This is a genomic window from Roseateles chitinivorans, assembly GCF_050632145.1.
Lineage (GTDB): Bacteria > Pseudomonadota > Gammaproteobacteria > Burkholderiales > Burkholderiaceae_C > Roseateles > Roseateles chitinivorans_B.
Window position 1 is genome coordinate 4,016,220 of record NZ_CP192577.1, and the last position, 23,937, is coordinate 4,040,156.

The following is a 23,937-nucleotide window of genomic DNA, read 5'->3' on the forward strand; positions in this document are numbered from 1 at the left end:
CAGGCAGAACCTCATCAGTTTGATACCGTTGCGGATATGAGTAACTCGCAATACCTCACGCCGGAGCTGCGCGACTGGGTCGCCACGCAACTGCGCAATGGCATCACGCGCGACGCGCTGTACCAGGCCATGCTCACCAGCGGCTGGCAGCCCGCGATGGCGCAGCAGGCCCTGGCCGAGCACCAGGGGGCCGAAGCGCCGTTCGAAGCCCCCTGACGCTGCCCGTGATCCCGGAGCGGGCGGTCGAACCGGGCTCCCTGCCGGAGCCCGACCTCAACGAGCAGCGCAGTGTCCTGCTGCCCGACGGCCATCGGGTCGAGATCCTGATGGCGCTGCAGCGGCCGCGGGTGATCGTGTTCGGCAACCTGCTGTCCGAGCAGGAGTGCGACGCGATCGTGTCGAATGCGGGGCAGCGCCTGGCAAGATCGGAGACCGTCGCCTCGCAGCGCGAGGGCAGCGAGGTCAATGCCGCCCGCACCAGCGAGGGCATGTTCTTCGAGCGTGGCGAGAACGAGGTCGTCGCCCGCATCGAGCGCCGCATCGCCACGCTGCTGAACTGGCCGTTGCGCAACGGCGAGGGCCTGCAGGTGCTGCGCTACCGCGCCGGCGCCGAATACCAGCCGCACTACGACTATTTCGATCCGCGCCACGCCAGCAGCAAGGCGATCCTGGAGCGGGGCGGCCAGCGGGTCGCCACCATCGTGATGTACCTGAACACGCCGCCCCGCGGCGGCGCGACGGTCTTCCCGGACATCAAGCTCGACGTGATGGCCCAGAAGGGCAACGCGGTCTTCTTCAGCTACGACCGTCCGGATCCCGCGACGCTGACGCTGCACGGCGGCGCGCCGGTCGTCGAAGGCGAGAAATGGGTGGCCACGAAATGGTTACGTCAGGGCGAGTTCGTTTGACGCGGTCTTGACCGGCCGCCCGCTAGACTCCCGTTCATCATCACGAGCGCCGGCCCGGGTCGGCGCGTCCCGAAGAAGGAAAACCACATGAAGTCGTTGATCGCCGCCCTGGGTACCGCACTGCTGACCACGCTCGCACAGGCGCAGACCCAGCCGCAGCCGCCCGCCACGGCGCCGATCCCGGCCGCGCACGCCGACATGGCGGCGCCGGCCAACCCGGTCGCGAAGCCCGCCAAGTCCGGTGGCAAGCAGAAGGCCGCCGGCAAGACGGCGAAGCAGGGCGGCAAGCATGCCGCGGCCAAGAAGTCCGGCGCGAAGAAGAAGCCCGCGCAGCACGCCGCCTCGGGCAAGTCCGGATCGAAGAAGGTGGCCAACGCCAAGCCGAAGAAGAGCAAGCAGCGCCACACCGCGGCTTGAGACCGGAAGCCCTGAAAGCAAAAAAGCAGCCTGCGGGCTGCTTTTTCGTTGGTGCACGGCGCCCGAAGGCCCGTGCCATTCGCAGGCGTCTTGGATCGCCTTAGACGCGCTTGCGGTACTCGTGGGTACGCGTGTCGATTTCGATGTTGTCGCCTTGCGCCACGAAGATGGGCACGGGGATCTCGAAACCGGTGGCGATCTTGGCGGGCTTCAGGACCTTGCCCGAGGTGTCGCCCTTGACGGCCGGCTCGGTCCAGGTCACTTCACGCACGACGCTGGTCGGCAGTTCCACCGAGATGGCCTTGCCGTCATAGAACACCACTTCCACTTCCATGCTGTCCTGCAGGTAGTTGATGGCGTCGCCCATGTTCTCGGCTTCCACCTCGAACTGGTTGTACTCGGTGTCCATGAACACATACATCGGATCGGCGAAGTACGTGTAGGTGCACTCCTTCTTCTCCAGGATGATCTGGTCCATCTTGTCGTCGGCCTTGAAGACGACTTCGGTGCCCGAGTTGTTCAGCAGGCTCTTCAGCTTCATGCGCACGGTGGCGGCATTGCGGCCACCGCGGCTGTATTCGGTCTTCAGCACGACCATGGGGTCCTTGCCGTGCATGATCACGTTGCCGGCGCGAATTTCTTGAGCGATCTTCATGATGATTCCGGGAGATTGGGTCCGGGCACAGTCATCTGGATGCTTGGAGATCCGAACTGTTCCGGCGGTGTGAGCGTCCTGTATCGGCATCCCGCCGCCTGAAGGCCTGCCCGTGGGCGTGCCGGAAGACGTACTGGGGAGCCGCGCAGTCAGAACGCGGAAAAGCCGCGCATTCTAGCTCGAAAGGCCCCTCACGCGCCACCCGGCAGCCCGGCAAAGGCCTGGAGACGGGCGGTGAGATCCGCCTGGGCGGCCAATCCGGCACGCCAGGCACGGGCGTGCGCGGCGGCGACGGGCAGTTCGCGCAGCGCTTCGGCCGCCTCCGGCGTCCACGGCGCCAGGCCGTTCCAGGCGCGGGAGAGGGCGCCCCAGCGGGCCCTCAGCGGCGCTGGCGCACCGGCCATCGATTGGGCGAGGAAGGCCTCCAGCTTCGGCCCATGCGCGCCGTCGTCCTGGAAATAGATCTGCCAGAGCATGGGCCGGCCAGCCCACTGCGCGCGGACGAACGAATCCTCGCCGCGCACGAGGTTCAGGTCGCAGGACCACAGCAGGCGGTCGTAGTCGGCCTGGCTGAGGCGGGGCAGGGCGATCGCGCGTTGCCCGGGGCGCAGCAACGGCGGAAGCGCCTGCTGCGGCGCCCCGGGGCACAGCAGCAGGAGCCACCCCGGCCCCAGCGCGTCGAGGAACGCGGCCAGCGGCGCGTGCGGGTAGGCGAACAGGCTGAGCACGCGTTCGCCGGGTGCCGGCGCCCAGCCGCGCACGGCCAGCCATGCGCCGCCATCGTGGGCGTCGGCGGCGTCGATCAGGCCGGGTTCGCGCAGCAGCCCGCCGGTGCGGTCGTTGAAGCCGGGGTAGAAGAAGCGCTTCTCCAGGCCCGCGCCGGGTCCGGAGAACTGCGGCGACGTCAAGCCATGACTGCGCTCGACGTAGCTTTCCGCGCTGAGGTATTCGAGGTTGATCCAGGCCGGCGTCGATGACCTTGCGGCCATCGCCGCGACGAAGCTGTCCGGCAGTTCGCAGCCGAAGGTCTCGACGACGACATCGCCCGGTTCGGCCCGCACGCTGTCGGCCCAGGGGCGGCAGGCGAGGCCGTCGACGGGCTCGGGCTGCATCCAGGCCAGCGGCGACAGGTCGTCGCTCCACAGCCGGGCCTGGACGCCGCGTCGCGCGAGGTCGCGCGCCAGACGCAGACACACGCCGAGGTCCCCGTAGTTGTCGATGACGCGGCAGAAGATGTCCCACGTCGGCCTGTCAGGAGTCTGCATGTCGGCCGGGGATTCGGCGGGGGTGTCGGGCATCGCCGGATTATCCGGCGGCACAATCGCGCCCCATGAGCACGACCCCCGCCGGCGCCAGCGAAGTGCCGGAACCGATCCCCGATCCGTCCCTCGCCCCCGCCGCGTCCGAGGCGCCGGCCGCCTCCGCCGCCGAGCAGTGGAACACCCAGTCCGCCGCCATCGAGGCCGCCGAGTCGCGCCGCGTCGCCGACATGGAGCGCGCCGCGCGCGAGGGCCGCGACCGTCTGCTGGCCGAGGTGCTGGCGCTGCCGGCGCTGCCCGGCGTGTACCGCTACTTCGACGCGCAGGACCATGTCCTCTACGTCGGCAAGGCGAAGAACCTGAAGCGGCGCGTCTCGAGCTACTTCCAGAAGGACCACGGCGGCACGCGCATCGGCATGATGATCGCGCGCATCGCGCGGCTGGAGACCACGGTGGTGCGCACCGAGGCCGAGGCGCTGCTGCTCGAGAACAACCTGATCAAGGCGCTCAACCCGCGGTTCAACATCCTGTTCCGCGACGACAAGAGCTACCCCTACATGCGGCTGTCGGGCCATGCCTGGCCGCGCATCAGCTACTACCGCGGCGCGGTCGACCGGCGTCATCGCTACTTCGGCCCGTTCCCGAGCGCCTGGGCGGTGAAGGAATCGATCCAGCTGATCCAGAAGGTCTTCCAGCTGCGGACCTGCGAGGACACCGTCTTCAACAACCGCAGCCGGCCCTGCCTGCTGCACCAGATCCACCGCTGCACCGCGCCCTGCGTGCCCGAGGGGCAGAACGACGACTACCGCCGCAACGTCAGCAACGCGGAGCGCTTCCTGCTCGGCGAGACGCAGGAGGTGATGGACGCGCTGCAGGCGCAGATGATGACGCACGCCGAGCGCTTCGAATACGAGCAGGCGGCCGGCATCCGCAACCAGATCACCGCGCTGTCGAAGGTGCTGCAGCAGCAGGCCGTCGACGAGAACAGCGCGACCGGCCGCGACCGCGACGTCGACATCCTAGCGGTGAAGCTGCAGGGCGGGCGCGCCTGCGTGAACCTGGCGATGGTGCGCGGCGGACGGCATCTGGGCGATCGCGCGTATTTCCCCAAGCACGTCGACGACGCGACCGCAGTCCAACTGCTGGACGACGACGAACTGACGCCGGTCGAAGGCGAGGGCGGCGCCGTCCGCGTCGAGCCGCCCAGCCCCGAGCGTCTGGTGCTGGAAGCCTTCATTGCCCAGCATTACCTGGACATGGCGGTGCCGTCGCTGCTGGTGCTGTCGGACGCGGTCGATCCGGCGTTGGCCGAGGCACTGGGCGTGCAGGCCGGCTACCGCGTGACGACGCAGGCGCAGCCGCGCGGCCAGCGCCGCATCTGGCAGGAGATGTGCGTCAAGGGCGCGGAGATCGCGCTGGCGCGGCTGCTGTCGGAAGAAGGCTCGCAGCAGGCGCGCACCCGCGCGCTGATCGACGCGCTGGACCTCAGCGTCACCGACCTCGACAAGTTCCGCATCGAGTGCTTCGACATCAGCCACACGGCCGGCGAGGCGACGCAGGCCTCGTGCGTCGTCTTCGAGGGCATCAGATGCAGAGCGCCCAGTACCGACGCTTCAACATCGAGGGCATCACCGGCGGCGACGACTACGCCGCGATGCGCCAGGTCCTGACACGCCGTTACAGCAAGATGGCCGAGGCCGCCCAGAATGGCACCGGACGGATGCCGGACCTGGTGCTGGTGGACGGCGGCAAGGGGCAGGTGTCGATGGCGCGCGAGGTCTTCGAGGAACTCGGCGTGGACCTGGGCCTGATCGTCGGGGTCGAGAAGGGCGAAGGGCGCAAGGTCGGCCTCGAGGAACTCGTCTTCGCCGATGGGCGCGAGAAGGTCTACCTCGGCCGCGATTCGGCGGCGCTGATGCTGGTCGCGCAGATCCGGGACGAGGCCCACCGCTTCGCCATCACCGGCATGCGGGCCAAGCGCGCGTCGATCCGCACCGGCGGCTCGCGCCTGGAGGACGTGCCCGGCGTCGGCCCGAAGAAGCGCGCGCAGCTGCTGCAGCGTTTCGGCGGCGTGCGCGGCGTGGCCGGCGCGAGTGTCGAGGAGCTCTGCAGCGTCAAGGGCATCTCGCGGGAACTCGCCGAAGAAATCTATCGTGCGCTGCATTGAACGGCGCGCGGCTTGTTGGGAACAGACATGACATCGATCGAACGAACTTCCAGGCGCCGTTCCTGGGGCCTGGCGTTGCGCTGGAGCGGCAAGCTCGCGCTCGCGCTGTCGCTGGCGGCCTGCGGCTCGCCGACGCAGCGCCAGCCGGAGCGTCCTCCGGTGCAGGACGCCCCTCGCATGCCCAGCGCGCCCGTCGCCACCCCCGTCGCCCCGGCCGGTCCGGTGCCGACCTCCCCGGCGGTGCGTCGCGGCCTGCCGCTGCCGGCGCCGCACGCGGTCAGCTCGCATGAGGATCTGCGCCGCCAGGCCGCGCAGCGCATGGTCGCCGCGAACCCGGACGGCACCTACATGGGCGAGGTGCCGCCCGAACTGCTGGCCATCCCCGTGCTGGAGGTCGAACTCAACCAGGACGGGTCGATCAGGCACATCCGGGTGCTGCGCAAGCCGACCCAGGCCGAGGACACGATCGAGGTCGCCATCGCGGCGGTGCGCCGCGCCGCGCCGTTCGGCGATGTGAGCCGCCTGCCCAAGCCCTGGAAGTTCGTCGAGGTCTTCCTGTTCGACGACGACCGGCGCTTCAAGCCGCGCACCCTGGACGATTAAGCGAAAGCCGACGGTTCCGCGCCTGGAAACGTGGGCACAATGCCGCCCATGTTCTGGACGCTGCCAACCCTGCTGACCTGGGCCCGCATCGTGGCCATCCCGCTGATCGTCGGGGTGTTCCACCTGCAGATGTCGCCCGCCCATCAAAACCTGCTGGCCACCGTCCTGTTCATCACGGTCGCGTTGACCGACTGGGCGGACGGCTACCTGGCGCGCAAGCTCAACCAGACCTCGTCCTTCGGTGCCTTCCTGGATCCGGTGGCCGACAAGTTCCTGGTCTGTGCGGCGTTGCTGGTGCTGCTGGAGCAGCAGCGCGTGGACGCGCTGGTCGCGCTGGTCATCGTCGGGCGCGAGATCGCGATCTCCGCGCTGCGCGAGTGGATGGCGCAGATCGGCGCCTCGCGCTCGGTGGCGGTGCACGTGCTGGGCAAGCTCAAGACGACGGTCCAGATGGTGGCGATCCCCTTCCTGCTGTTCGACGGCAAGGTGTTCGACCTCATCAACACGCGGATCTGGGGCACCTGGCTGATCTACCTGGCCGCCGTGCTCACCATCTGGTCGATGGTCTATTACCTGCAGAAGGCGCTGCCCGAGATCCGGGCCAAGGCGCGCTGAACCGGCCGCGGCCGGGCTTCAACGGCCCCTTCGACGAGTCCTTCAACGGGCCCTTCAACGGCCCCTTCGGCCGGGCGCTTCCCCCGCCACGTTGAAACAGCGTGTGAAGAGTGCGTGCGGATGCGGGTTTCAAGCGGGGCGCTGTCCCCTGGGCGACGGTCGGGCACCCCCTGGTATCAGGACTTCCCCTTGTCTGAGCCGCCGGGCAATGCGTCTAGAATCCGCTTCCCGCGCCGTTCGGGCGGCCTGGCAAACCAATGAGGGGGTACCTTCGTGAACAAGTCCGAATTGATCGAGCACATCGCCAAGCAGGCGGACATTTCCAAGGCGGCCGCGGGGCGCGCATTGGAAGCCGTGATCGGCGGTGTGAAGACCACGCTCAAGAAGAACGGCACCGTGTCGCTGGTGGGCTTCGGCACCTTCAGCGTCACGAAGAGAGCGGCGCGCACCGGCCGCAATCCGCGCACGAACGAGGCGATCAAGATCAAGTCGGCGAAGGTGCCGAAGTTCCGTCCGGGCAAGGCCCTCAAGGACGCGGTGAACTGAAGGCCGGGACCTGAAAGATTCCGGGCGCTTAGCTCAGTTGGTAGAGCACCTCCCTTACACGGAGATTGTCGGCGGTTCGAGCCCGTCAGCGCCCACCAGAAAACCGAGGCAGGTCCACGTCATCCGTGGACTAGAATGCCGCGGCCCAAAGGCGAACCCCGGTTCGCCTTTGTCGTATGTGACGTGCCACTGAAACGTGTCTTAGAAACGTGTCTTAAGAGACCTGAGGTTGTTGATGTTCGATTTCGTACGCAAGCACACGCGGCTGTTCCAGTTCCTGCTGCTGATCCTGATCGTGCCGTCCTTCGTGCTGGTCGGCGTGGAGGGCTACAGCCGCTTCATGGAAGGCGGCAACACGGCGGTGGCGTCCGTCGACGGCCACAAGATCACGCAGGCCGAATGGGACGATGCGCAGAAGAAGCAGGTCGAGCGCATGCGCGCCGAGGCGCCGACGATGGACCCCAAGGTCTTCGACTCGCCGGAAGTGCGCAAGGACGTGCTCGAGAACCTGCTGCGCGAGCGCGTGCTCGCCGCCGTGGTGGCCGACGAGCATCGCACCATCAGCAACGACCAGCTGCTCGAGCTGATCAAGACGGATCCGCAGCTCGCGGCGCTGCGCGACGTGGAGACGGCCAAGCGCATCGCCGCGCAGCAGGGCCTGACGGTGGACGGCCTGCTGCAGAGCATCCGCCAGAGCCTGCAGATCAACGGCGTGCTGGGCCCGATCGCGCAGAGCGCGCTGCCCACGCAGTCGAGCGCCGGCCTGGCCTTCGATGCGCTGCTGCAGCAGCGCGAGCTGCAGTTCCAGTCCTTCGCCGCGAAGGACTTCGCCGCGACGCTGACGCCGAAGGAGGCCGACCTCGAGGCCTACTACAAGGACCCGAAGGTCGCCGCGAAGTTCCAGCTGCCCGAGAGCGCGGACATCGAGTACGTCGTGCTGGACGCGGCCTCGCTGCAGGCGGGCGTGACCGTCAACGCCGACGACGTGCAGAAGTACTACGACGAGAACAAGGCGCGCTTCACCTCCGATGAGGAACGCCGCGCGAGCCACATCCTGATCAAGGCCGGTGCCGACATGGCGGCGGCGGACAAGGCCAAGGCGAAGGCCAAGGCCGACGAACTGCTGGCCGAGGCGCGCAAGAACCCGGCCGGTTTCGCCGAGCTGGCGAAGAAGAACTCCGAGGACCCGGGTTCGGCCACGAACGGCGGCGACCTGGACTTCTTCGGCAAGGGCGCGATGGTCAAGCCGTTCGAGGACGCGGTCTACGCGCTGAAGAAGGGCGAGATCAGCAACGTCGTCCAGTCCGACTTCGGTTATCACATCATCATGCTGACCGACGTGCGCGGCGGCCAGACGCGTCCGTTCGAGACGGTCAAGGCCGGCATCGAAGCCGACCTGCGCCGCCAGCTGGCGCAGAAGCGCTACGCCGAACAGGCGGACAGCTTCAGCGACACGGTCTACAGCGATGCGGATTCGCTGAAGCCCGCGGCGGACAAGTTCAAGCTGACGATCCAGAAGGCGACCGTGCAGCGCAAGGCCGCGGCCGATGCGACCGGCGTGCTGGCCTCGCCGAAGCTGCTGGAAGCGGTGTTCGCGGCGGACTCGCTGAAGGACAAGCACAACACGGCCGCGGTCGAGGCGGGCGGCAACCAGCTGGTGTCGGCGCGCGTCATCGCCTACAAGCCGGCGCGCGTGCCGCCGCTGGCCGAGGTCAAGCCGCTGCTGACGATGGCCTGGGTGCAGGACCACGCGGCGCAGGCCGCGAAGAAGGCGGGCGAGGCCCGTCTGGCCGAGCTGCAGAAGGGCGGCGACGCCAAGGGTCTGGGCGAGGCACTGACCGTGTCGCGCGCCAAGCCGGGCACGCTGCCGCAGAAGGCGCTGGACCAGGTCCTGCGCGCGGATGCCTCGAAGCTGCCGGCCTATGTCGGCGTGGATGCAGGCAACGGCGACTACTTGGTCGTCAAGATCGACAAGATCCTGCCGCGCGATCCGGCGCTGATCGATCCGAAGCGTGCGGCGGAGCAATACGCGCGTGCCTGGAGCACGGCCGAGATGGCCGGCTACTACAACGTGCTCAAGGCCGAGTACAAGGCGGCGATCAAGCCGGCGGTGCTGAAGGCGACGGCGGCCTCGGCGCCGGCGAACTGATCGGGCGCTGACAGGGAAAGGGCGGCACTCGCGCGATTCGAAAGTATTTGAAGAAGAATCGCAGAAAGTGCTTCCCACAGAGGAGAAAAGTGGCCATAATCTAAGGCTTCTCCAGTGGTGGCTATAGCTCAGTTGGTAGAGTCCCAGATTGTGATTCTGGTTGTCGTGGGTTCGAGTCCCATTAGCCACCCCACCAAATAAGAAACGCCCGCAAGACGCAAGTCCTGCGGGCGTTTTGCTTTGGGGTTTTGAATTGCCGTTCGCGCTGATCCTGTCGGGTCGTCCTCAGATCGCTTGCGGCGCTTGCCAGACGGGCAGCGTGAGGCAGAACTCGCTCCCCCGACCCAGGCCTTCGCTGTGGGCCGTGATCGAGCCGTCATGCAGTTCCGCGATGGCCCGGGCCAGCGAGAGCCCCAGTCCGAGCCCGTGGTACCCCGTGTCGAGCGGCCGTCGGCCCTGCACGTACGGCTCGAAGATGCGCCCCATCTGTTCCACGCTGATCCCCTGGCCGTTGTCCTTCACATGCACCACGCAATGCGTGGCGGAGGTGACGGCCCACAGTTCGATGCAGCCCTCCGCGGGGGTGTACCGGGTGGCGTTCGCGAGCAGATTGCCGACCACTTGAGACAGCCTCGTGCCGTCGCCGCGGACCTGGATCGCCGTCCCCGGCAGAAGGGCCATCATCCGATGCCGCTTCAGATCGCGTCCGGGTCGCGTGGCGTCCAAGGCGTTCGACAGGAACTCCCGCGCGGGGACCGGTACCCGCTGGACCGTCAAGGTGTGGCGTGAGACCAAAGCGTGATCCAGGAGGTCCTCCACCAGGCGCTGACAGGTGTCGAGCTGGCGTTCGATGACGGCGCGCTCCGCCGTGTCGCTCGGACTCGCCCTCACGTTGAGTACCCGCAGCGCGGAGCCGATCGCCGCCAGCGGATCCCGCAGCTCGTGCGCGACGAGGGCCAGGACGTCGCTGCGCCGCTGCTCGGAAGCCTGCAGCGCCAGGGCGCCGACTCTCAGGCTTTGATCGAGGGACGCACCAGGCATCTTTCCGACGCCCGCACCCTGCACGTCGGACCTCGTGAATTCAGGGGGCAGCGGCATCGTCGATCCTGAAGGCGAGGAGGGGACCTCACGCTGTTCCTCCCACGCGGACGCGTCTGTGCGCCGGCGAACCGACGGCCCTTGCTGTTCAGATTCCGGGGACAGGCGATGCCGTCAGCAGCCGGTTGTATTCGTTCTTGACGACGGCATAGCACTCGCAGGTGCGGTGCTCCAGCCCCGGGCGGTCCAGCACGGTGATGTGTCCGCGCCGGTAGCGGATGAGGCCCGCGTCCTGCAGGTTGCCCGCCGCCTCGGTGACGCCTTCGCGGCGCACGCCCAGCATGTTGGCGATCAGCTCCTGCGTCATGACGAGGTCGTCGCCATGCAGCCGGTCCAGGCTCAGCAGCAGCCAGCGGCAGAGCTGCTGATCCAGCGAATGGTGGCGATTGCACACCGCCGTCTGCGACATCTGCGTCAGCAGGGCCTGTGTGTAGCGCAGCAGCAGCTGCATCACCTTGCCGGCGCGGTTGAACTCCGTGAGCATCAGGTCGGATCGCAGCCGCAGCAGCTGACCGGCGCTCTGCACGACGCCGCGGCTCGGTGTCGTCTGGCCGCCCATGAAGAGCGACACCCCGAGCACGCCCTCGTAGCCGACGACGGAGATCTCGGCGGAACCGCCGTCCTCGAGCACGTAGAGCAGGGAGACGATGCCGGTCGTCGGGAAGTAGACGTGGGTCAGTTGCCCGCCCGACTCGTAGAGCACCTCACCGAGCGGTGCATCCACCACTTCCAGATCGGGCAACCATCGGGACAGCTCGTCATCGGACAGCGCGGCGAGGAGCCGGTTCGCGCGCGCCAACTCCATGGTCACCATGGGCGCTCCCTTGCGGCGTTGGACCGTCGATCGAGTATAGGAACGACGGACGACGGTGGCATCCGGTGAAGCCCCGGGCCATGGCGGCTGGGTACGGTGGCGCACCGACCCCGCCGACGGATGGGCGCAGGCTGCGCGCTCAATCCCCTCATCGGCTCAGGAGTACGCATGTCCAAACGTCAGCACGGCAACAAGGAAGCGAAGAAACCCAAGCAGGCCAGGCCGCCCACGCCATCACCGGCGATGCCGGGGCCGGCGGCACCGCCGCTGACGCCGTCGCGCGTCGGGCGTCGATAGCCTGGGGCGGCCGCTGGAGACTATTCCTCGGCCGCTTCACGATTCACGGCCGCTTCGGCCAGTTCCGTCATCAACTCGTCGGCGTCGTACAGGTCGTCGACCGCGTCCTTCAGCTGCTGGCTGTCGTCCTCCAGCTCGAGCGCGTTCGCGAAGGCCGCCACCGTGCCGAAGCCGGTGATGCCGTAGTGCGTCATGCGCTGGTACTGCGCAATGATGAGCGCGTCCAGCACCGGGCCGTTCTGCGGCGGGTGCTCGAGCACATGCTTGAGCGCCTCGCTGACCAGGCCTTCCATGCCCTTGCAGTGCTCCTTCGAGACCTCCTCGCCCTGGTTGGCGATCAGCGCCTTCAGGAGGTTGGTGTGGTCCGCGATGCCGGTCTGCGCCTCCTCGAGCAGTTGCGTCAGCTTCGCGTTGGTCGCCTGAGGCGTGATCTTCTTGAGGGCCCGCGCCATCTGGTCGTTGGCGGACCAGAGGTCCTTCAATTCGCTGATGTAGAGGTCGGAGAGAGAGGAGATGGTGGCCATGGTGGCGCTCCGGGAAGTGGGGGAAATGGGTGGGAAGGGGGCGGTCGCGGGTGTCACGCGTCCGCGGTGCGCGGATGCGCGGAGAAGAAGCAGATCATCTGGCTCGCCGCATCCGGGCCTTGCCAATCGGCGTGGGAACCCCGCCGGTCGCCGCCGGACCAGGCATGGCCCGCGCCGTCGATGAGCCAGAGCTCGGCGAGCGGGCGTCCGTCCGTGGCGACGCTGGTCTTGCGCGTGTAGGCCCGACCGCCTTCGCGGCCGTGTTCGATGCGTTCCGTGGTCTTGAGGCCGCTCGTCGCATCGGCGTAGACATGCTCGCCGTTGAGCGGGTGGACCGTCATGTCGCGGGTGCCGTGGAACACGATCGTCGGCATCGCCCGTGGCGGCGACGCCGAAGGGCGTGCGGTGTTGCGCGTCTCGTGGCCGGTCCGCATCATGGCGAGCGCCTCGGGCGCGCTGGCGACCGCGCCGCAGGGCAGGCCCGAATGGACGCCGACCGACGCGAACAGCTCCGGGTAGGTCTGCCCGAGCACCGCCGCCATCGCGCCACCGGCGGACAAGCCCGCCACGTGCACGCGTCGCGCGTCGACAGGACGCCCGGCCATGACGTGGTGCGTCAGCGCCGCGAGCAGCGCCGGCTCGCCGCGGCCGCGCTCCTGGTGGCTGGTCTTGAACCAGTTCCAGCAGCCTTGCGGATTGACCTTCGTCGACTGCTCCGGATAGAGCACCAGCCAGCCGTGGCGTTTCGCGACCTCGTTCATGCGGGTCCCGGCGGCGAAGTCGTCGGGATTCTGCGTGCAGCCATGCAGCATCAGCAGCAGCGGACGCGGCAGCGACGGATCGCCGGGCGGCACGTAGAGCTTGTAGTCGATGGATGCGCGGCCATGCGTGTAGGCGGCGGCGAGGAACCGCTCCTCGTCCATGACCGGCGCGCGGGCTTCGCGCGCCTGTGGTACATGGTGATCGGCATGCGCCTGCTGGAGGTCATTGACGTCGTGAACGTCACGGGCGTCGAGCACCTCACGTCGGACCGGCGCAGACCGCAGTCCCTCGGTCACGCCGATCTCGACGTGCCGATCCTCGATCACGCGCGCCTCGACGTCGATGACGTCACCATGCCGTGCGTCGCTCTCAGCCTCGGCCGTGGCATCGTCTGTCGTGTCTGCCGCGCCGGCCAGGGCGTTCTGAATGGAACGCGTGGCCCCCATCAGATCGCCGCCACGCGTCTGCAGGGCGGCGCGCGACATCATGCGTTGGAAGTCGGGATTCATCAGGGTTCTTTCTTGACGCAGGGACACCGGGCGAACCCGGCGGCGGCCGCGGAGGCCGCGGGGATGGCGAGGCGGGCGAGGCGCATCACCGCGCCACGTTCTGGCCATTGGCGGCGGTCCAGCTGCGCTCGAAGTGCGCCGCGTCCTCGTCGTTCTTCGCGCGCAGGCCCATCAGGATCCCGCCGTTGCGCACGCCTTCCTCGTACTGCTTGACGCGTTCCTCCGGCATGCTCCAGCCGATCAGCGCGCCGATCAGGCCCCCACCGGCCGCGCCGGCGCCGGCCCCCGCGGCCGCCGCCGCGATCGGACCGGCGATGACGAGGCCCAGCCCCGGCAGCACGAGGCTGGTCCCCACCGCGGCCACCGCCGCAGCGATCGCGCCGACGGTGCCGCCGATGGCCCCGCCTATCCCCGCGCCTTCAGCCGCCTTGTTGCCGAGCTCGGTCTCGACGCCGGCATCGCTGAAGTGGCGCTGCCGGGTGTCGTCCGACATCACGAGATCGATGTCCTTGGGGTCATAGCCGCGCTCGCTGATCGAGCCGTAGGCCGATTCCGCGCTGGCACGGTCCGGGAAGAGTCCGGTCACGAGACGGTCCTGCGACGAGCCCGCGGCGGCGGAAGAGACGGACGGGGAGGTGGGGGTGGGGTTCATGAGAAGGTCCTGGTTTGAGGGAGAGGCGTGGGGGCAACGGCTCGCGTGCGCATCGGTGATGCGGCGCGGCCTGAGTCGACCGATCTGTTCCCGTGCGGCCGATCCTGGTGGAAGGCAGGCGGGCCTCCATGCGGCGCTGCCTGCGTCGAATCGACCGATCCTCCTCTGAAGAAGGGCAGGGATCGTCGGCGCGGATCCGGCGCGTGGCGGACGCCCGGCGGCGCCGGATCGGGAAGTTCTCTCTGCGTTTGCTCGATAGCGGGCGGGCTTACCGATCGACGTTCCACCCGATGGCCACGGGCTTCGGCCCTGGCACCGAGCCGCCAGCCGTCAAGCCCAAGGCGCTGAACGCCGACGGACTACAACTTCCCCGGCTTGAGGATCCGCCCAGTCTTGGCGAGGTCCGTGGGCTGGCCGACACCGCCGACGAGGCCTGCTCCAAGAACGCGCAGGCGAGGGTCGTCGGACATGCGCATCGCTGCGATGCGCACGGCGGCGGCCCGGGAGGCGCGGGCGGCCTGGCGCCCGGTCGGCGTCATCGCTTCCGTGGCGAGCTGGCCGATGTAGTCGGGATCGAAGGGGTGCATGAGGCTTTCGAGGGAGGGAGACCGCCTCCATGGGCACGCGGCGAGCCAGGGTCGGCGGGAGCGCTTCCTGCCACCCCTTCCGTCGAGCTTCAAGCCCACACACGAGGACGACCATGCCCAGATCTCCCACTCCGCCCGCCCCACCGTCCCGCAAGGGACCCGCTGCCAGCAAGACGCCGGGTGATGCCGGTCCCAAGGCCGCCGCCCGCAACACCGACAGCGCGTCCAGCAGCGCGCCGTCCGGCGAGGCTGGCGATCTCGCGCTCAAGCAGGCCGCCGAAACGAACGCACTCGCGACGGCATTCCCCTTCAATGCCAACAAGCCGGCCGAACACGGCTTCGATGAAGGCGTGCATCCGCAACCCGGCGTGACCGTCGAGGCGCCATCGCGCCTGCCGTCGGCCAGCACGCTCTCCGAAGCGCAGACCAACGGCAAGGTCGGCACGCAGGCGACGGAAGGCCGCAATGCCACGATCGCGCCATTGGACCGTGTGCGCGTCGATTCCTCGGGTCAGGCGCTGACGACCAACCAGGGCGTGCGCATCGCCGACAACCAGAACTCGCTGAAGGCCGGCCCGCGCGGCCCGGTGCTGCTCGAGGACTTCATCCTCCGCGAGAAGATCACCCACTTCGACCATGAGCGCATCCCCGAGCGCATCGTGCATGCGCGCGGTTCCGCGGCGCACGGCTTCTTCGAGTGCTATGACGCGATCACCGACCTCACGCGCGCAGCGCCGTTCAAGGAGGTGGGCAAGCAGACGCCCGTGTTCGTCCGCTTCTCCACCGTGCAAGGCGGCGGCGGCAGCAAGGACACGGCGCGCGACGTGCGCGGCTTCGCCGTCAAGTTCTACACCGACGAAGGCAACTGGGACCTGGTCGGCAACAACATCCCGGTGTTCTTCATCCAGGACGCGATGAAGTTCCCCGACCTGGTCCACGCGGTGAAACCCGAGCCGCACCACCACATGCCGCAGGCCGCGAGCGCGCACGACACCTTCTGGGACTTCGTCTCGTTGATGCCCGAGTCCACGCACATGCTGATGTGGGTGATGAGCGACCGCGGCATCCCGCGCTCCTACGCGACCATGCAGGGCTTCGGCGTCCACACCTACCGCTTCGTCAACGAGGCGGGGGAGAGCGTGTTCGTGAAGTTCCACTGGACGCCCAAGGCCGGCACGCACTCGCTGGTCTGGGACGAGGCGGTGAAGATCTCCGGCGCCGATCCGGACTTCCACCGGCGCGACCTGTGGGAACGCATCGAATCGGGCGCCTTCCCCGAGTACGAGCTCGGCGTGCAGGTCTTCACCGAGGAGCAGGCGGACGCGTTCAGCTTCGACATCCTGGATGCGACCAAGCTCATCCCGGAGGAACTGGTGCCGGTGCGTCCGATCGGGCGCATGGTGCTGAACCGCAACCCGGACAACTTCTTCGCGGAGACCGAGCAGGTGGCGTACTGCACCGCGCACGTGATCCCGGGCATCGACTTCAGCAACGACCCGCTGCTGGCCGGGCGAATCCACTCTTACGTGGACACGCAGATCACCCGTCTGGGCGGTCCCAACTTCCACGAGATCCCGATCAACGCGCCGATTGCGCAGGTCCACAACAACCAGCGCGACGGCGCCCATCGGCAGGCGATCCCGCGCGGGCGCGTGTCCTATGAGCCGAACTCGCTGGGAGGCGGCTGTCCGTTCCAGGCGGGGGCGGCGCAGGGCTTCACCTCCGTCGCGGCGCGCCAGCGCGGCTCGGACGAACAGGCCAAGGTGCGCGCCAAGCCCGAACTCTTCGCCGAGCACTACAACCAGGCGCGCCTGTTCTTCGAGAGCCAGTCGCCGGCCGAGCAGGCCCACATCGCGGCGGCCTTCCGTTTCGAACTCAGCAAGGTGACGGTGCCCGCGATCCGCGAGCGCATGCTGTCCTCGCTGCGGAACGCGTCGGAAGAACTGGCGGCAAAGGTCGCCGACGGCCTGAACATGCCCTTGCCGCCGCCGATGCCCCTGGCCATCGAGAACGCGCCCGAGCCGGAGGTGCGCAACTCGCCGTCGCTGTCGCTGCTCGCGCGTCCGGGCGACGGCTCGATCGCCGGCCGCAAGGTGGTGATCCTGGTGGCTGACGGCGTTGTCGGCCAGGGGGCCAAGGACGTCCATGCCGCCCTGCTCGCGCAAGGCGCCGTGCCGCGCTTCGCGGCGCCGCGCATCGGACCGGTGAAGTCGGCCGATGGCGTGATGATCGAGGCGGACGTGTCGCTGGAGAACGAACCCGGCTTCCTGTTCGACGCGCTGGTCGTGCCGGACGGCGAGGAAGCGATCCGCGCCCTCGGCCGTGACGCCCACGTCTATGAGTTCGTCCGCGACCAGTTCCGGCACTGCAAGCCGATCCTGGCGCTGGGCGCCGGCGTCGCGCTACTGCGCGCGGCGGGTCTCGGACCGGCGGTGGAGCCCGACGTCATGACGCCGGGCCTGTTCACCGGGGATTCCGCGGAGAAGGGCGTCAAGTCGCTCATCGATGCCCTGGCGACGCACCGCCACTTCGAGCGCGAAACCGATCCGCCGAAGGTCTGACGCTTCAAGTCGGACGCCAAGTTCGATGCTTCACGGCGGCGCCGCGACGGGGTGCTCCGACACGTCGAAGGAGACCGGCTTGTGCAGCGGGATCCGCACGAGGAACTCGCTGCCCTGGCCGATCCCGTCGCTCTTCACTTCCACGGTGCCGTGGTGGAGGGCGACGATCTCCTTGACCAGCGCGAGCCCGATGCCCAGGCCGTCCCCGCGCCGGGTCGAGGCGCCGTCGGCCTGCGTGAACATGTCGAAGATCCGGGGGCGCAGGTCGGGCGCGATGCCGCAGCCGGTGTCCTGCACCTTCAGCACGAAGTGCGACGCGTCGACATTCACCACCACCGCGACCTGTCCCTGCCGGGGCGTGAACTTGATGGCGTTGTTCAGCAGGTTCACCACCACCTGAAGGAGGCGGCCGGGATCCGCGTCCACCAGGACCGGCACCGGCGGCAGCACGCTGATCAGCTCGATGCCGGCGGCCCCCGCGGACTCGCGGCAGGTGTCGATCGCGTCCAGGACCAGGCGCTGGAGCTCCACCCGACCGTAGCGCACGGTCATCTTCGCCTGGCTCACGCGCGTCATGTCGAGCAGGTCCTCCACCAGCCGCTCCATCAGGCCCAGTTGCCGCCCCAGGATCTTGACGGCCTGCTCCTGCCGCGTCGGATCGTCGGGCGGCGAGAGCAGCCGGCTCGCGAGGCGCATCGGTTGCAACGGATTGCGCAGCTCGTGCGCGATGGTCGCGAGGAACACGTCGCGGTCCTTGCGCTCGCTTGCCAGGCGCTGCAACTCGTTCTCCAGCCTCAGCACGCGCAACTGCAGATGGGTCGCATCGCGGAACAGCTTCGCAAAGCCCCGGAACGTCCCGCCGTCATGCATCGGCAGCGTGAGACCGCTGGCCCAGAAGCGCGACCCGTCCTTGCGCATGTGCCAGCGCTCGTCCTCCGCGACACCCAGCGTGCGCGCCGCATTCAGCTCGTGGTGGTGCTGACCCCGCGCGACGTCCTCGGGAATGAACAGGCGCGAGAAATCCTGGCCCACGATGTCGTCGGCCGAGAAACCGGTGAGGGTGTGCGCGCCCTCCGTCCAGCCGCTGAGGCAGCCTTGCGCGTTCAGGAACGCGATGCCGTACGGACCGGCCTGGGCCGTGAGCAGATCCCGCATGAGCTCGACATCCGCCGGATCCCATGCGCCGTGTTCGGTTCGATGCGGCGTCATGGCGATTGCTCCAGGAGGGGTGGCCCGTTCGCCGGAGGAGGATCGGCGGGGCCGGGTCGGTGGTTTCTCGGCAAGGCGTGTACCCGGTGTCAGGCGGTGACGTCGTCGATCGTCAGCAGGATGAAGGTGCGATGCGGCCAAGCGACGCAGGCCGCGTTGAGCTTGACGGTGCGAAGGCCGATGCGGGGAAAGACGGCGCTGACCGCGTAGTCGCGCACCCGCGTGTGCCGGGGGACCAGGGTCTCGAGCAGCTCGCGCAGCGCCGGGATGTTCCATTGACCGTCGCCCAGTGCGTAGAGCCCCTTCTGGAGCGTGTCGCGCGCGGTGGTCTCGTAGCGGCTGTAGAACGCCTGGTTGGCGCGCGTGACGCGCCAGTCGGGCGTCAGCACCAGCAGCGGCAGGGACATGGTCTCGATGATCGCGTCCGCGAAGTCGCGGCCTTGGGTCACCTCGTCATGCAGGACCTTGAGCTCGCGGTTGCGGACCCGCAGTTCGTCGTTGGTCGCGCTCAGTGCCTCGTTCAAGGCCTGGAGGTGCTCCATCGCGGTCTCGAGTTCCTCGTCGCTGCCCTGGCGCGCCTCGTGGCTCGACTGCACCTCCTCCTCCGACGCCTTGATCGACGCCACCGCGCGGGCGTGTTCCGCGCGCATCACGCGGGTCTGCGCGTGGTTGTGCTCGCGGGCCGCCTGCAGCGCGTCGGTCAGCCGCTGGATCTCCTGGCGCTCCGCGACCCCGCCGCCCAGTCGCGCCTGCACCGATGCCTTGAAGGCGCGAAGCCGACGGCATACGCGGTCGAGGCAGACCTCGTCAGGATGGGGCACGGCGCGGACTCCCGCGATCAGATCCACTCAGATCAATGGCAACCGCAGCTTGAGGCGTCGACGTGACGGGGTCTGTGGGCCAGCGCACGCAGGCCCCCGTGCATCGGTCCGGGGAAGAAATATCCGGACCGCCCGGGCATCCGTGCTTGAATCGGCGCCACTGACCGCACGCGCACCCGACTCTCCCAGTCCCCGCGTCAGCCAGTCGCTGCGGAGAAACGGACCATGAGTACGTCAATGACAGTCGACTTCCGGCACACGTTCCTGGGCACGGGCCGATCCATCAAGGTGTGCGCGGACGTCATCGCCCGCGGCAGCTTCCTGACCTGGATCGCCACCTTCAACATGGATCCGAAGGTCTTCGAGATGACGGGCTGCGTGTGCCGGGCCGAGGACGAGAGCGAGCGCCACGCCGTGATCTGGTCGATCGGTCAGGCGCTGGACGTCAGACGCTTCGACTGAGCGGTCGCTGAACCGGCGACGGACCAGCGCCGAGCCCGCGCCGAGTCCGCGCTGGACAACAGCTCGATGGCGCCTGAACGCCGTTTGCGCAGCAGGTCAACGCTCGCGCCGGCGCGCCCGCATCCCCACGACGACGCCCAGGCCCAGCAGGACCAGCGCCGCGCTCGCCGGCTCCGGCACGGCCGAGGCGGCCGTCACATCGAAGGTCAGACTGCCGCGCAGCCATTGCCCTTCGGCGACGTCGAGCGCGAAGTCCTTGTACGCCTCGCTGAACTCCAGTCGCAGCAGGCCGTCCGCGCCGACGCTCAAGCCGAACGCGCTCAGGTCGAGCGCGCCGCTGTAGCTGCCGACACCGCTGGCGAAGTCGGTGCCGCCCGGCGCGAAGGTGATCAGGTCCGAACCGCTCGATCCACCGAAGCTGACCTGCATCTCCGACAACGCGCTCGGCGCGAAGGCATTCAGGTCGAGCGACCACGACAGCGAGTTCAGCACGGCGTTCGCGCCGACATCGATGAACCACACGGTGTTGCCGGCTTCGCCTTGCAGGTTGATGCTCTGCGCCCCGGCGACGTCGATGACGATGGGCGCGGCCTGCGCGGGCGCGCTCGCGAGGCCCAGCAGGGCGGAGGCAGCCAGGACGGACGCTGCGGCGAAGTGAGGGATTCTCTTCATGACGTCGGCTTTCAATGGGAGGCAGAGACGGTTGTGGTGGCGGAAGCGGAGGCGGGGACGACGAACACGACCGCCGTGCGCGCCGGCACGGAGAAGCGTCCGGTGGCGCGATCGAAGCCCGCCTGCCGGGCGCACGCGTCGGCGGCGCCTGGCGCGGTGTGCACCGGATGCAGCGTCAGCGCATGCCCCGCCAGCGACGGCAGCGTCAGGTCCTTGGCGGTCTTGTCGACGTTGATGAGGTAGACCAGCTCGGCGAAGTTGGCGCCGGGATATCCGGTGCCATCGAGCCTGCCGACCAGCACCGTCGCCTCCTGCGACGAACCCGTGTTCGGGAACGTCAGCCGCGCCTTGATGTCCTCGGCTGTGCGCAGGCGCAGCAGCGTCGAACTCTTGCGGATGCGCAGCAGGTCGCGGAAGGCGTCGCGCGTCCACGCGATGTCGGCCGCGGCCGGCTTGATCAGCGCGTTCGCCAGTAGCGGCTTCGCGTACGGCCAGTTGTCCGCGTTGTCGCGCGACGGTGGCAGGCCGACGCCGAAGTGGTTGTTCGCGTAGGTCCAGTCCAGGCGGTTGAACCAGTCGCCGCTGTCGTAGCTGTTGCGGTCCAGCGACTTGCTGCGCAGCGTGTCCGTGCCCGCGTGGAAGTAGGCCACGCCCTGGCTGAACGCGTTGATCGCATTGGCCAGGATCTGCACGCGGGCGCGGTCCTCGCGGCTGGTGCCCACCGGCAGCCTGAACGCGTTGTTGTCGAACAGGGTCAGGTTGTCGTGGTTCTCCACGTAGTTGACGACCTCGCCCGGCTCCAGCACCCAGCCGGCGGGAATGCCGCCGACGTCGATCTGCTCCAGGCGCAGCGTGGCGTCCCAGCTCGTCTGCATCTGGAAGCTGCGGATCGAGCCCGCCAGTGACGCGCGGAGGCGGTCGGCCTGCCACATCAGCTCGGCGCGCGTCTGGCCGCCGTTGTGCCCGTTGTTGTCGTAGAAGAAGCCGTTCACGTAGCCCTGGCTGGCGAGCAGCGCCTCGCCCGAATCGCAGCAGCCGCCGCCGCGCACCGCGTCGCGGATCAGCGGGTTGAAGCTGCCGATGCCCGAGCCGTTCAGCGACAGCATCTCCGCCTGCACGAAGCGCGCGCCGTTGGCGACCTCGCCGAGGTTCCAGCCCTCGCCGACGATCTGCACCTGGCGACCGGCGGCCTGCTGGACCCGCGTCTTCAGCGCCTCGATGACCGCGCGCGGATGGTGGCCCATGATGTCGAAACGCAGCGAGCTGATGCGGTAGTCGCGCGTCCAGATGACCGCCGAATCGATCATCAGCTTGGCCATCATGAGGTTCTCTGACGCCGTGTTCTCGCAGCAGGTCGAGCGCTCGATGCCGCCGGCGGCGTTGTAGCGGAAGTAGTAGTTGGGCACGACCTTGTCGAGCACCGAGGTGGCGTTCTGCCCCGACGAGGTGGTGTGGTTGTAGACCAGGTCCATGCCGACGCGCAGGCCGGCGGCGTTGAGCGCCAGCACCATGCGGCGGAACTCGACGACGCGAGCGAGTGGGTCGTTCGCGTTGCTCGAGTAGCTGCCCTCCGGTGTCGAGAAGTGCTGCGGGTCGTAGCCCCAGTTGAAGCAGTCGGTGCCGGCCGAGGCGGCGACGGCGGCCTGCTGCGACTCGCCGTCCGGCGCGCCGGCGGGCGAGGGCGTCACGCAGCCCTTCTCGTTGACGGTGGCGAAGTCGAACACCGGCAGCAGGTGGACGTCGGTCAGACCTGCGGCGGCGAGGGCGCCCAGGTGACGCATGCCGTTGGAGCCCGACTCGGCGAAAGCCAGGTACTTGCCGCGCCGCGCGGCGGGCACGGTGGCGTCATTGATCGAGAAGTCGCGGACGTGCAGCTCGTAGATGCTCAGGTCCGACGGCGCCGACACGGTGGCGGGCGGCACGCTGCCGTCCCAGCCCACGGGCTTGGTCGCGGCGGACTGCAGGTCCATCACCACGCTCTGCTGGCCGCCCAGCGTCACGCCCAGAGAGTAGGGATCGGCGACGAGGTTGCGCACCAGGCCCACGCCCTTCACGAACACCTGCACCTGGTAGCGGTAGGTGGCGCCCTGCAGGCTGCCGGCCTTGCTGAGGCGCCAGACGCCGGTGGCAGCGTCGCGCGTCATCGGCTCGGTGGTCGTGCGGGTGAGCGTCGATCCGGCGATCGGCGTCGTCAGCACGAGGGCCACGTCTTGCGCGGTCGGTGCCCACAGCTTGAAGGAGGTCGAGCCGTTGGCGACGACGGCGCCGAGATCCGGCACGTCGTTGGCGGCGGCGTAGAGGTCGTCGAGCGCCCCGGCGATCTGCGCGGTCGTCGCGTTCTGGACGCGGCCGTCCGCGTCCTCCTGCACGAGCACGAGTTGCCGCTGATGCAGCGCCGGCAGCCGCGCGACATCGCCCGCGCGGACGCTGAAGACCGCGCCGTTGCCGACGTACTTGAAGCGCAGCGCGTCGGCCGGCGGCACGGTGCCGGTGAAGGCGTCCAGCGTGATGAACCCGTCGGCGCCGCTGACAGGCGCGTTGGCGGCGACGCTGATCTGGCCGGTCGCCGAGTGGTACAGCCGGACGGTGCCGGTGGCGCTGATGCGCGGCCACTTCACCAGCGTCTTGTTGAGCCACACGGCGCGCGCGTCGGTGCTGGACACCTGGCGCAGGTCCGGCGACGCGGTGTAGACCGTCGCATCGCGCTCGACCAGCCAGACGTGGCCGACCTGGTTCTGGATCGTCAGCGCGGAGAACTCGACGCGGACGTTGTTGTCGCGGCCGTCCTTGTCGTTCTCGTTGGGCGGCATGCCGTGGACGATGAACTCCAGCCCCTTGCGGCTGGCGTCGCCTTGCGGATTGAGCACGGGGATGTCGAAGACGACCTCGTCCGCTCCCGCCGCGTATCCCGGCATCGCGCTGAAGGCGACGGGCTGGTTCCAGTGGTCGATCGTGACGCCGCCCGGCAGCGCCGCGGCGTTCAGGCCGCTGCCGTTCCACAGGTGCAGGCCCCAGGCGCTGTACGCGCCGTCGAAGCGCTTGTAGTGCACGCGTACCGTCGTGATGTCGGGCGTGGCCAGCTGCAGCGGGTTGCCCGGGTAGGTGGTGCCGTCGCCTTGGAGGCGCCAGACCTCGTTCGCGCCGGCCTGCAGCACGAGGCTCTGGTCGGCGCCGCCGTTGTCCTTGTTGTCGCCGTTGTGGAAGAGGAAGCCCACGGTGCCGCTGGTGGCGGCCAAGGGCACGTCGTAGTAGACGCCGAAGTCGTCGCTGCCCGCGGCGTTCCAGCCCTCGTTCCAGTTGGGGCTCTTCGCGGCGTTCCAGGTGTGGATCTGCCAGCCCGCGTGATTGCCGTCCGCGCGGCGGTAGTGGACGCGCAGCGAGGTCGCCGGAGCGTCGGGGGTTGCCACCGCGGCGACTCGCGCGCGGGTGGACGGCGGTGTCGCGCCCGTCGGCACCTCGGCGATCAGCGCGACGCCGTTCTCGTCGACGGCCGCCGCGCTGGTGCCGGCCTTCTGCGCGAGTCCGGCCTCGCCGCCGCCGCACGCGGAGAGCAGCCCGCTCAGGCCCATCGCCACGCCGAGCGTCAACGCGCCCGCCATCCGCCGCGCCGTGCGCGACCACCCGTCAGCCCATGCCTGCATGTCCGTGCC

20 protein-coding genes, 2 tRNA genes and 2 pseudogenes are annotated in these 23,937 nt (G+C 68.8%); 12 read left to right on the forward strand and 12 right to left on the reverse strand.

Translation table 11 applies throughout. From position 1 onward, the window contains the following. The first annotated feature begins 36 nt into the window (after positions 1-36). Together ACQ86G_RS18525 and ACQ86G_RS18530 are read left to right on the forward strand one after the other, a co-directional pair. Positions 37-908: pseudogene (locus tag ACQ86G_RS18525) on the forward strand (2OG-Fe(II) oxygenase). An 87-nt stretch (positions 909-995) separates the two neighbouring features. Then, positions 996-1,325 carry a hypothetical protein gene (locus ACQ86G_RS18530; protein WP_431256691.1) on the forward strand — a complete coding sequence of 110 codons (330 nt, stop codon included), beginning with the start codon at positions 996-998 and terminating at the stop codon, positions 1,323-1,325. A 100-nt stretch (positions 1,326-1,425) separates the two neighbouring features. Here ACQ86G_RS18530 and efp read toward each other — a convergent pair whose 3' ends face one another. Beyond that, entirely contained in the window at positions 1,426-1,980 is a 555-nt protein-coding gene (efp, locus tag ACQ86G_RS18535) for an elongation factor P (RefSeq protein ID WP_088383725.1), read from the reverse strand. 191 nt (positions 1,981-2,171) lie between these two features. Next, positions 2,172-3,278 (reverse strand): elongation factor P maturation arginine rhamnosyltransferase EarP, encoded by a 1,107-nt coding sequence (earP, locus tag ACQ86G_RS18540; RefSeq protein ID WP_431256692.1) that lies wholly within the window; start codon positions 3,276-3,278, stop codon positions 2,172-2,174. Between the two features lie 191 nt (positions 3,279-3,469). On the opposite strand from earP, the pseudogene uvrC reads away from it, so the two are divergent. The 7 genes and pseudogenes from uvrC (at position 3,470) to ACQ86G_RS18575 (ending at position 9,512) form a co-directional block, all read left to right on the forward strand. Further along, positions 3,470-5,406: pseudogene (gene uvrC, locus ACQ86G_RS18545) on the forward strand (excinuclease ABC subunit UvrC). A gap of 27 nt (positions 5,407-5,433) precedes the next feature. Beyond that, positions 5,434-6,009, forward strand: a complete 576-nt coding sequence (locus tag ACQ86G_RS18550) for a hypothetical protein (RefSeq protein ID WP_431256693.1) — start codon at positions 5,434-5,436, stop codon at positions 6,007-6,009. Positions 6,010-6,057: 48 nt separating this feature from the next. Further along, positions 6,058-6,624, forward strand: a complete 567-nt coding sequence (gene pgsA / locus ACQ86G_RS18555) for a CDP-diacylglycerol--glycerol-3-phosphate 3-phosphatidyltransferase (RefSeq protein WP_431256694.1) — start codon at positions 6,058-6,060, stop codon at positions 6,622-6,624. A 273-nt stretch (positions 6,625-6,897) separates the two neighbouring features. After that, positions 6,898-7,170 carry an HU family DNA-binding protein gene (locus tag ACQ86G_RS18560; RefSeq protein WP_067270581.1) on the forward strand — a complete coding sequence of 91 codons (273 nt, stop codon included), beginning with the start codon at positions 6,898-6,900 and terminating at the stop codon, positions 7,168-7,170. Positions 7,171-7,192: 22 nt separating this feature from the next. Next, a tRNA-Val gene (locus ACQ86G_RS18565) sits at positions 7,193-7,268 on the forward strand. A gap of 137 nt (positions 7,269-7,405) precedes the next feature. Continuing rightward, positions 7,406-9,319, forward strand: a complete 1,914-nt coding sequence (locus tag ACQ86G_RS18570; RefSeq protein WP_431256695.1) for a peptidylprolyl isomerase — start codon at positions 7,406-7,408, stop codon at positions 9,317-9,319. A 117-nt stretch (positions 9,320-9,436) separates the two neighbouring features. Next, positions 9,437-9,512: transfer RNA gene (locus tag ACQ86G_RS18575), tRNA-His, on the forward strand. Positions 9,513-9,604: 92 nt separating this feature from the next. Here ACQ86G_RS18575 and ACQ86G_RS18580 read toward each other — a convergent pair. Both ACQ86G_RS18580 and ACQ86G_RS18585 read right to left on the reverse strand, forming a co-directional pair. Then, positions 9,605-10,417: a sensor histidine kinase gene (locus ACQ86G_RS18580; protein ID WP_431256696.1), complete on the reverse strand. Its 813-nt coding sequence runs from the start codon at positions 10,415-10,417 to the stop codon at positions 9,605-9,607. Between the two features lie 88 nt (positions 10,418-10,505). Continuing rightward, positions 10,506-11,231 (reverse strand): Crp/Fnr family transcriptional regulator, encoded by a 726-nt coding sequence (locus ACQ86G_RS18585; protein ID WP_431256697.1) that lies wholly within the window; start codon positions 11,229-11,231, stop codon positions 10,506-10,508. A gap of 168 nt (positions 11,232-11,399) precedes the next feature. On the opposite strand from ACQ86G_RS18585, the gene ACQ86G_RS18590 reads away from it, so the two are divergent. Further along, positions 11,400-11,528 carry a hypothetical protein gene (locus ACQ86G_RS18590; protein WP_431256698.1) on the forward strand — a complete coding sequence of 43 codons (129 nt, stop codon included), beginning with the start codon at positions 11,400-11,402 and terminating at the stop codon, positions 11,526-11,528. 20 nt (positions 11,529-11,548) lie between these two features. Here the strand turns inward: ACQ86G_RS18590 and ACQ86G_RS18595 are convergent, their stop codons facing one another. From ACQ86G_RS18595 to ACQ86G_RS18610, 4 genes are all read right to left on the reverse strand, one after another. Next, positions 11,549-12,052 carry a ferritin-like domain-containing protein gene (locus ACQ86G_RS18595; RefSeq protein ID WP_431256699.1) on the reverse strand — a complete coding sequence of 168 codons (504 nt, stop codon included), beginning with the start codon at positions 12,050-12,052 and terminating at the stop codon, positions 11,549-11,551. Positions 12,053-12,105: 53 nt separating this feature from the next. After that, entirely contained in the window at positions 12,106-13,323 is a 1,218-nt protein-coding gene (locus ACQ86G_RS18600; RefSeq protein WP_431256700.1) for an extracellular catalytic domain type 1 short-chain-length polyhydroxyalkanoate depolymerase, read from the reverse strand. Between the two features lie 85 nt (positions 13,324-13,408). Continuing rightward, positions 13,409-13,975 carry a hypothetical protein gene (locus ACQ86G_RS18605; RefSeq protein ID WP_431256701.1) on the reverse strand — a complete coding sequence of 189 codons (567 nt, stop codon included), beginning with the start codon at positions 13,973-13,975 and terminating at the stop codon, positions 13,409-13,411. Positions 13,976-14,334: 359 nt separating this feature from the next. Next, complete coding sequence (locus ACQ86G_RS18610) at positions 14,335-14,562, reverse strand: hypothetical protein (protein ID WP_431256702.1); 228 nt, start codon at positions 14,560-14,562, stop codon at positions 14,335-14,337. A 113-nt stretch (positions 14,563-14,675) separates the two neighbouring features. On the opposite strand from ACQ86G_RS18610, the gene ACQ86G_RS18615 reads away from it, so the two are divergent. Further along, a complete protein-coding gene (locus ACQ86G_RS18615) occupies positions 14,676-17,123 on the forward strand; it encodes a catalase (protein ID WP_431256703.1) in 2,448 nt (815 codons plus the stop codon). A 30-nt stretch (positions 17,124-17,153) separates the two neighbouring features. Here ACQ86G_RS18615 and ACQ86G_RS18620 read toward each other — a convergent pair whose 3' ends face one another. Beyond that, entirely contained in the window at positions 17,154-18,332 is a 1,179-nt protein-coding gene (locus tag ACQ86G_RS18620; RefSeq protein ID WP_431256704.1) for a PAS domain-containing sensor histidine kinase, read from the reverse strand. Between the two features lie 89 nt (positions 18,333-18,421). Further along, on the reverse strand, positions 18,422-19,153 hold the full coding sequence (locus tag ACQ86G_RS18625) for a hypothetical protein (protein WP_431256705.1): 732 nt from the start codon (positions 19,151-19,153) through the stop codon (positions 18,422-18,424). Positions 19,154-19,390: 237 nt separating this feature from the next. Here ACQ86G_RS18625 and ACQ86G_RS18630 point away from each other — a divergent pair, with 237 nt between their 5' ends. Beyond that, positions 19,391-19,615, forward strand: coding sequence for a hypothetical protein (locus ACQ86G_RS18630; protein ID WP_431256706.1), 225 nt, complete (start codon positions 19,391-19,393; stop codon positions 19,613-19,615). Between the two features lie 96 nt (positions 19,616-19,711). Here the strand turns inward: ACQ86G_RS18630 and ACQ86G_RS18635 are convergent, their stop codons facing one another. Then, the gene (locus tag ACQ86G_RS18635; RefSeq protein WP_431256707.1) at positions 19,712-20,287 is read right to left on the reverse strand and encodes a PEP-CTERM sorting domain-containing protein; all 576 of its coding nucleotides are present in this window, start codon (positions 20,285-20,287) and stop codon (positions 19,712-19,714) included. Positions 20,288-20,298: 11 nt separating this feature from the next. Further along, the gene (pulA, locus tag ACQ86G_RS18640; protein ID WP_431256708.1) at positions 20,299-23,928 is read right to left on the reverse strand and encodes a pullulanase-type alpha-1,6-glucosidase; all 3,630 of its coding nucleotides are present in this window, start codon (positions 23,926-23,928) and stop codon (positions 20,299-20,301) included. Positions 23,929-23,937: the final 9 nt, after the last annotated feature.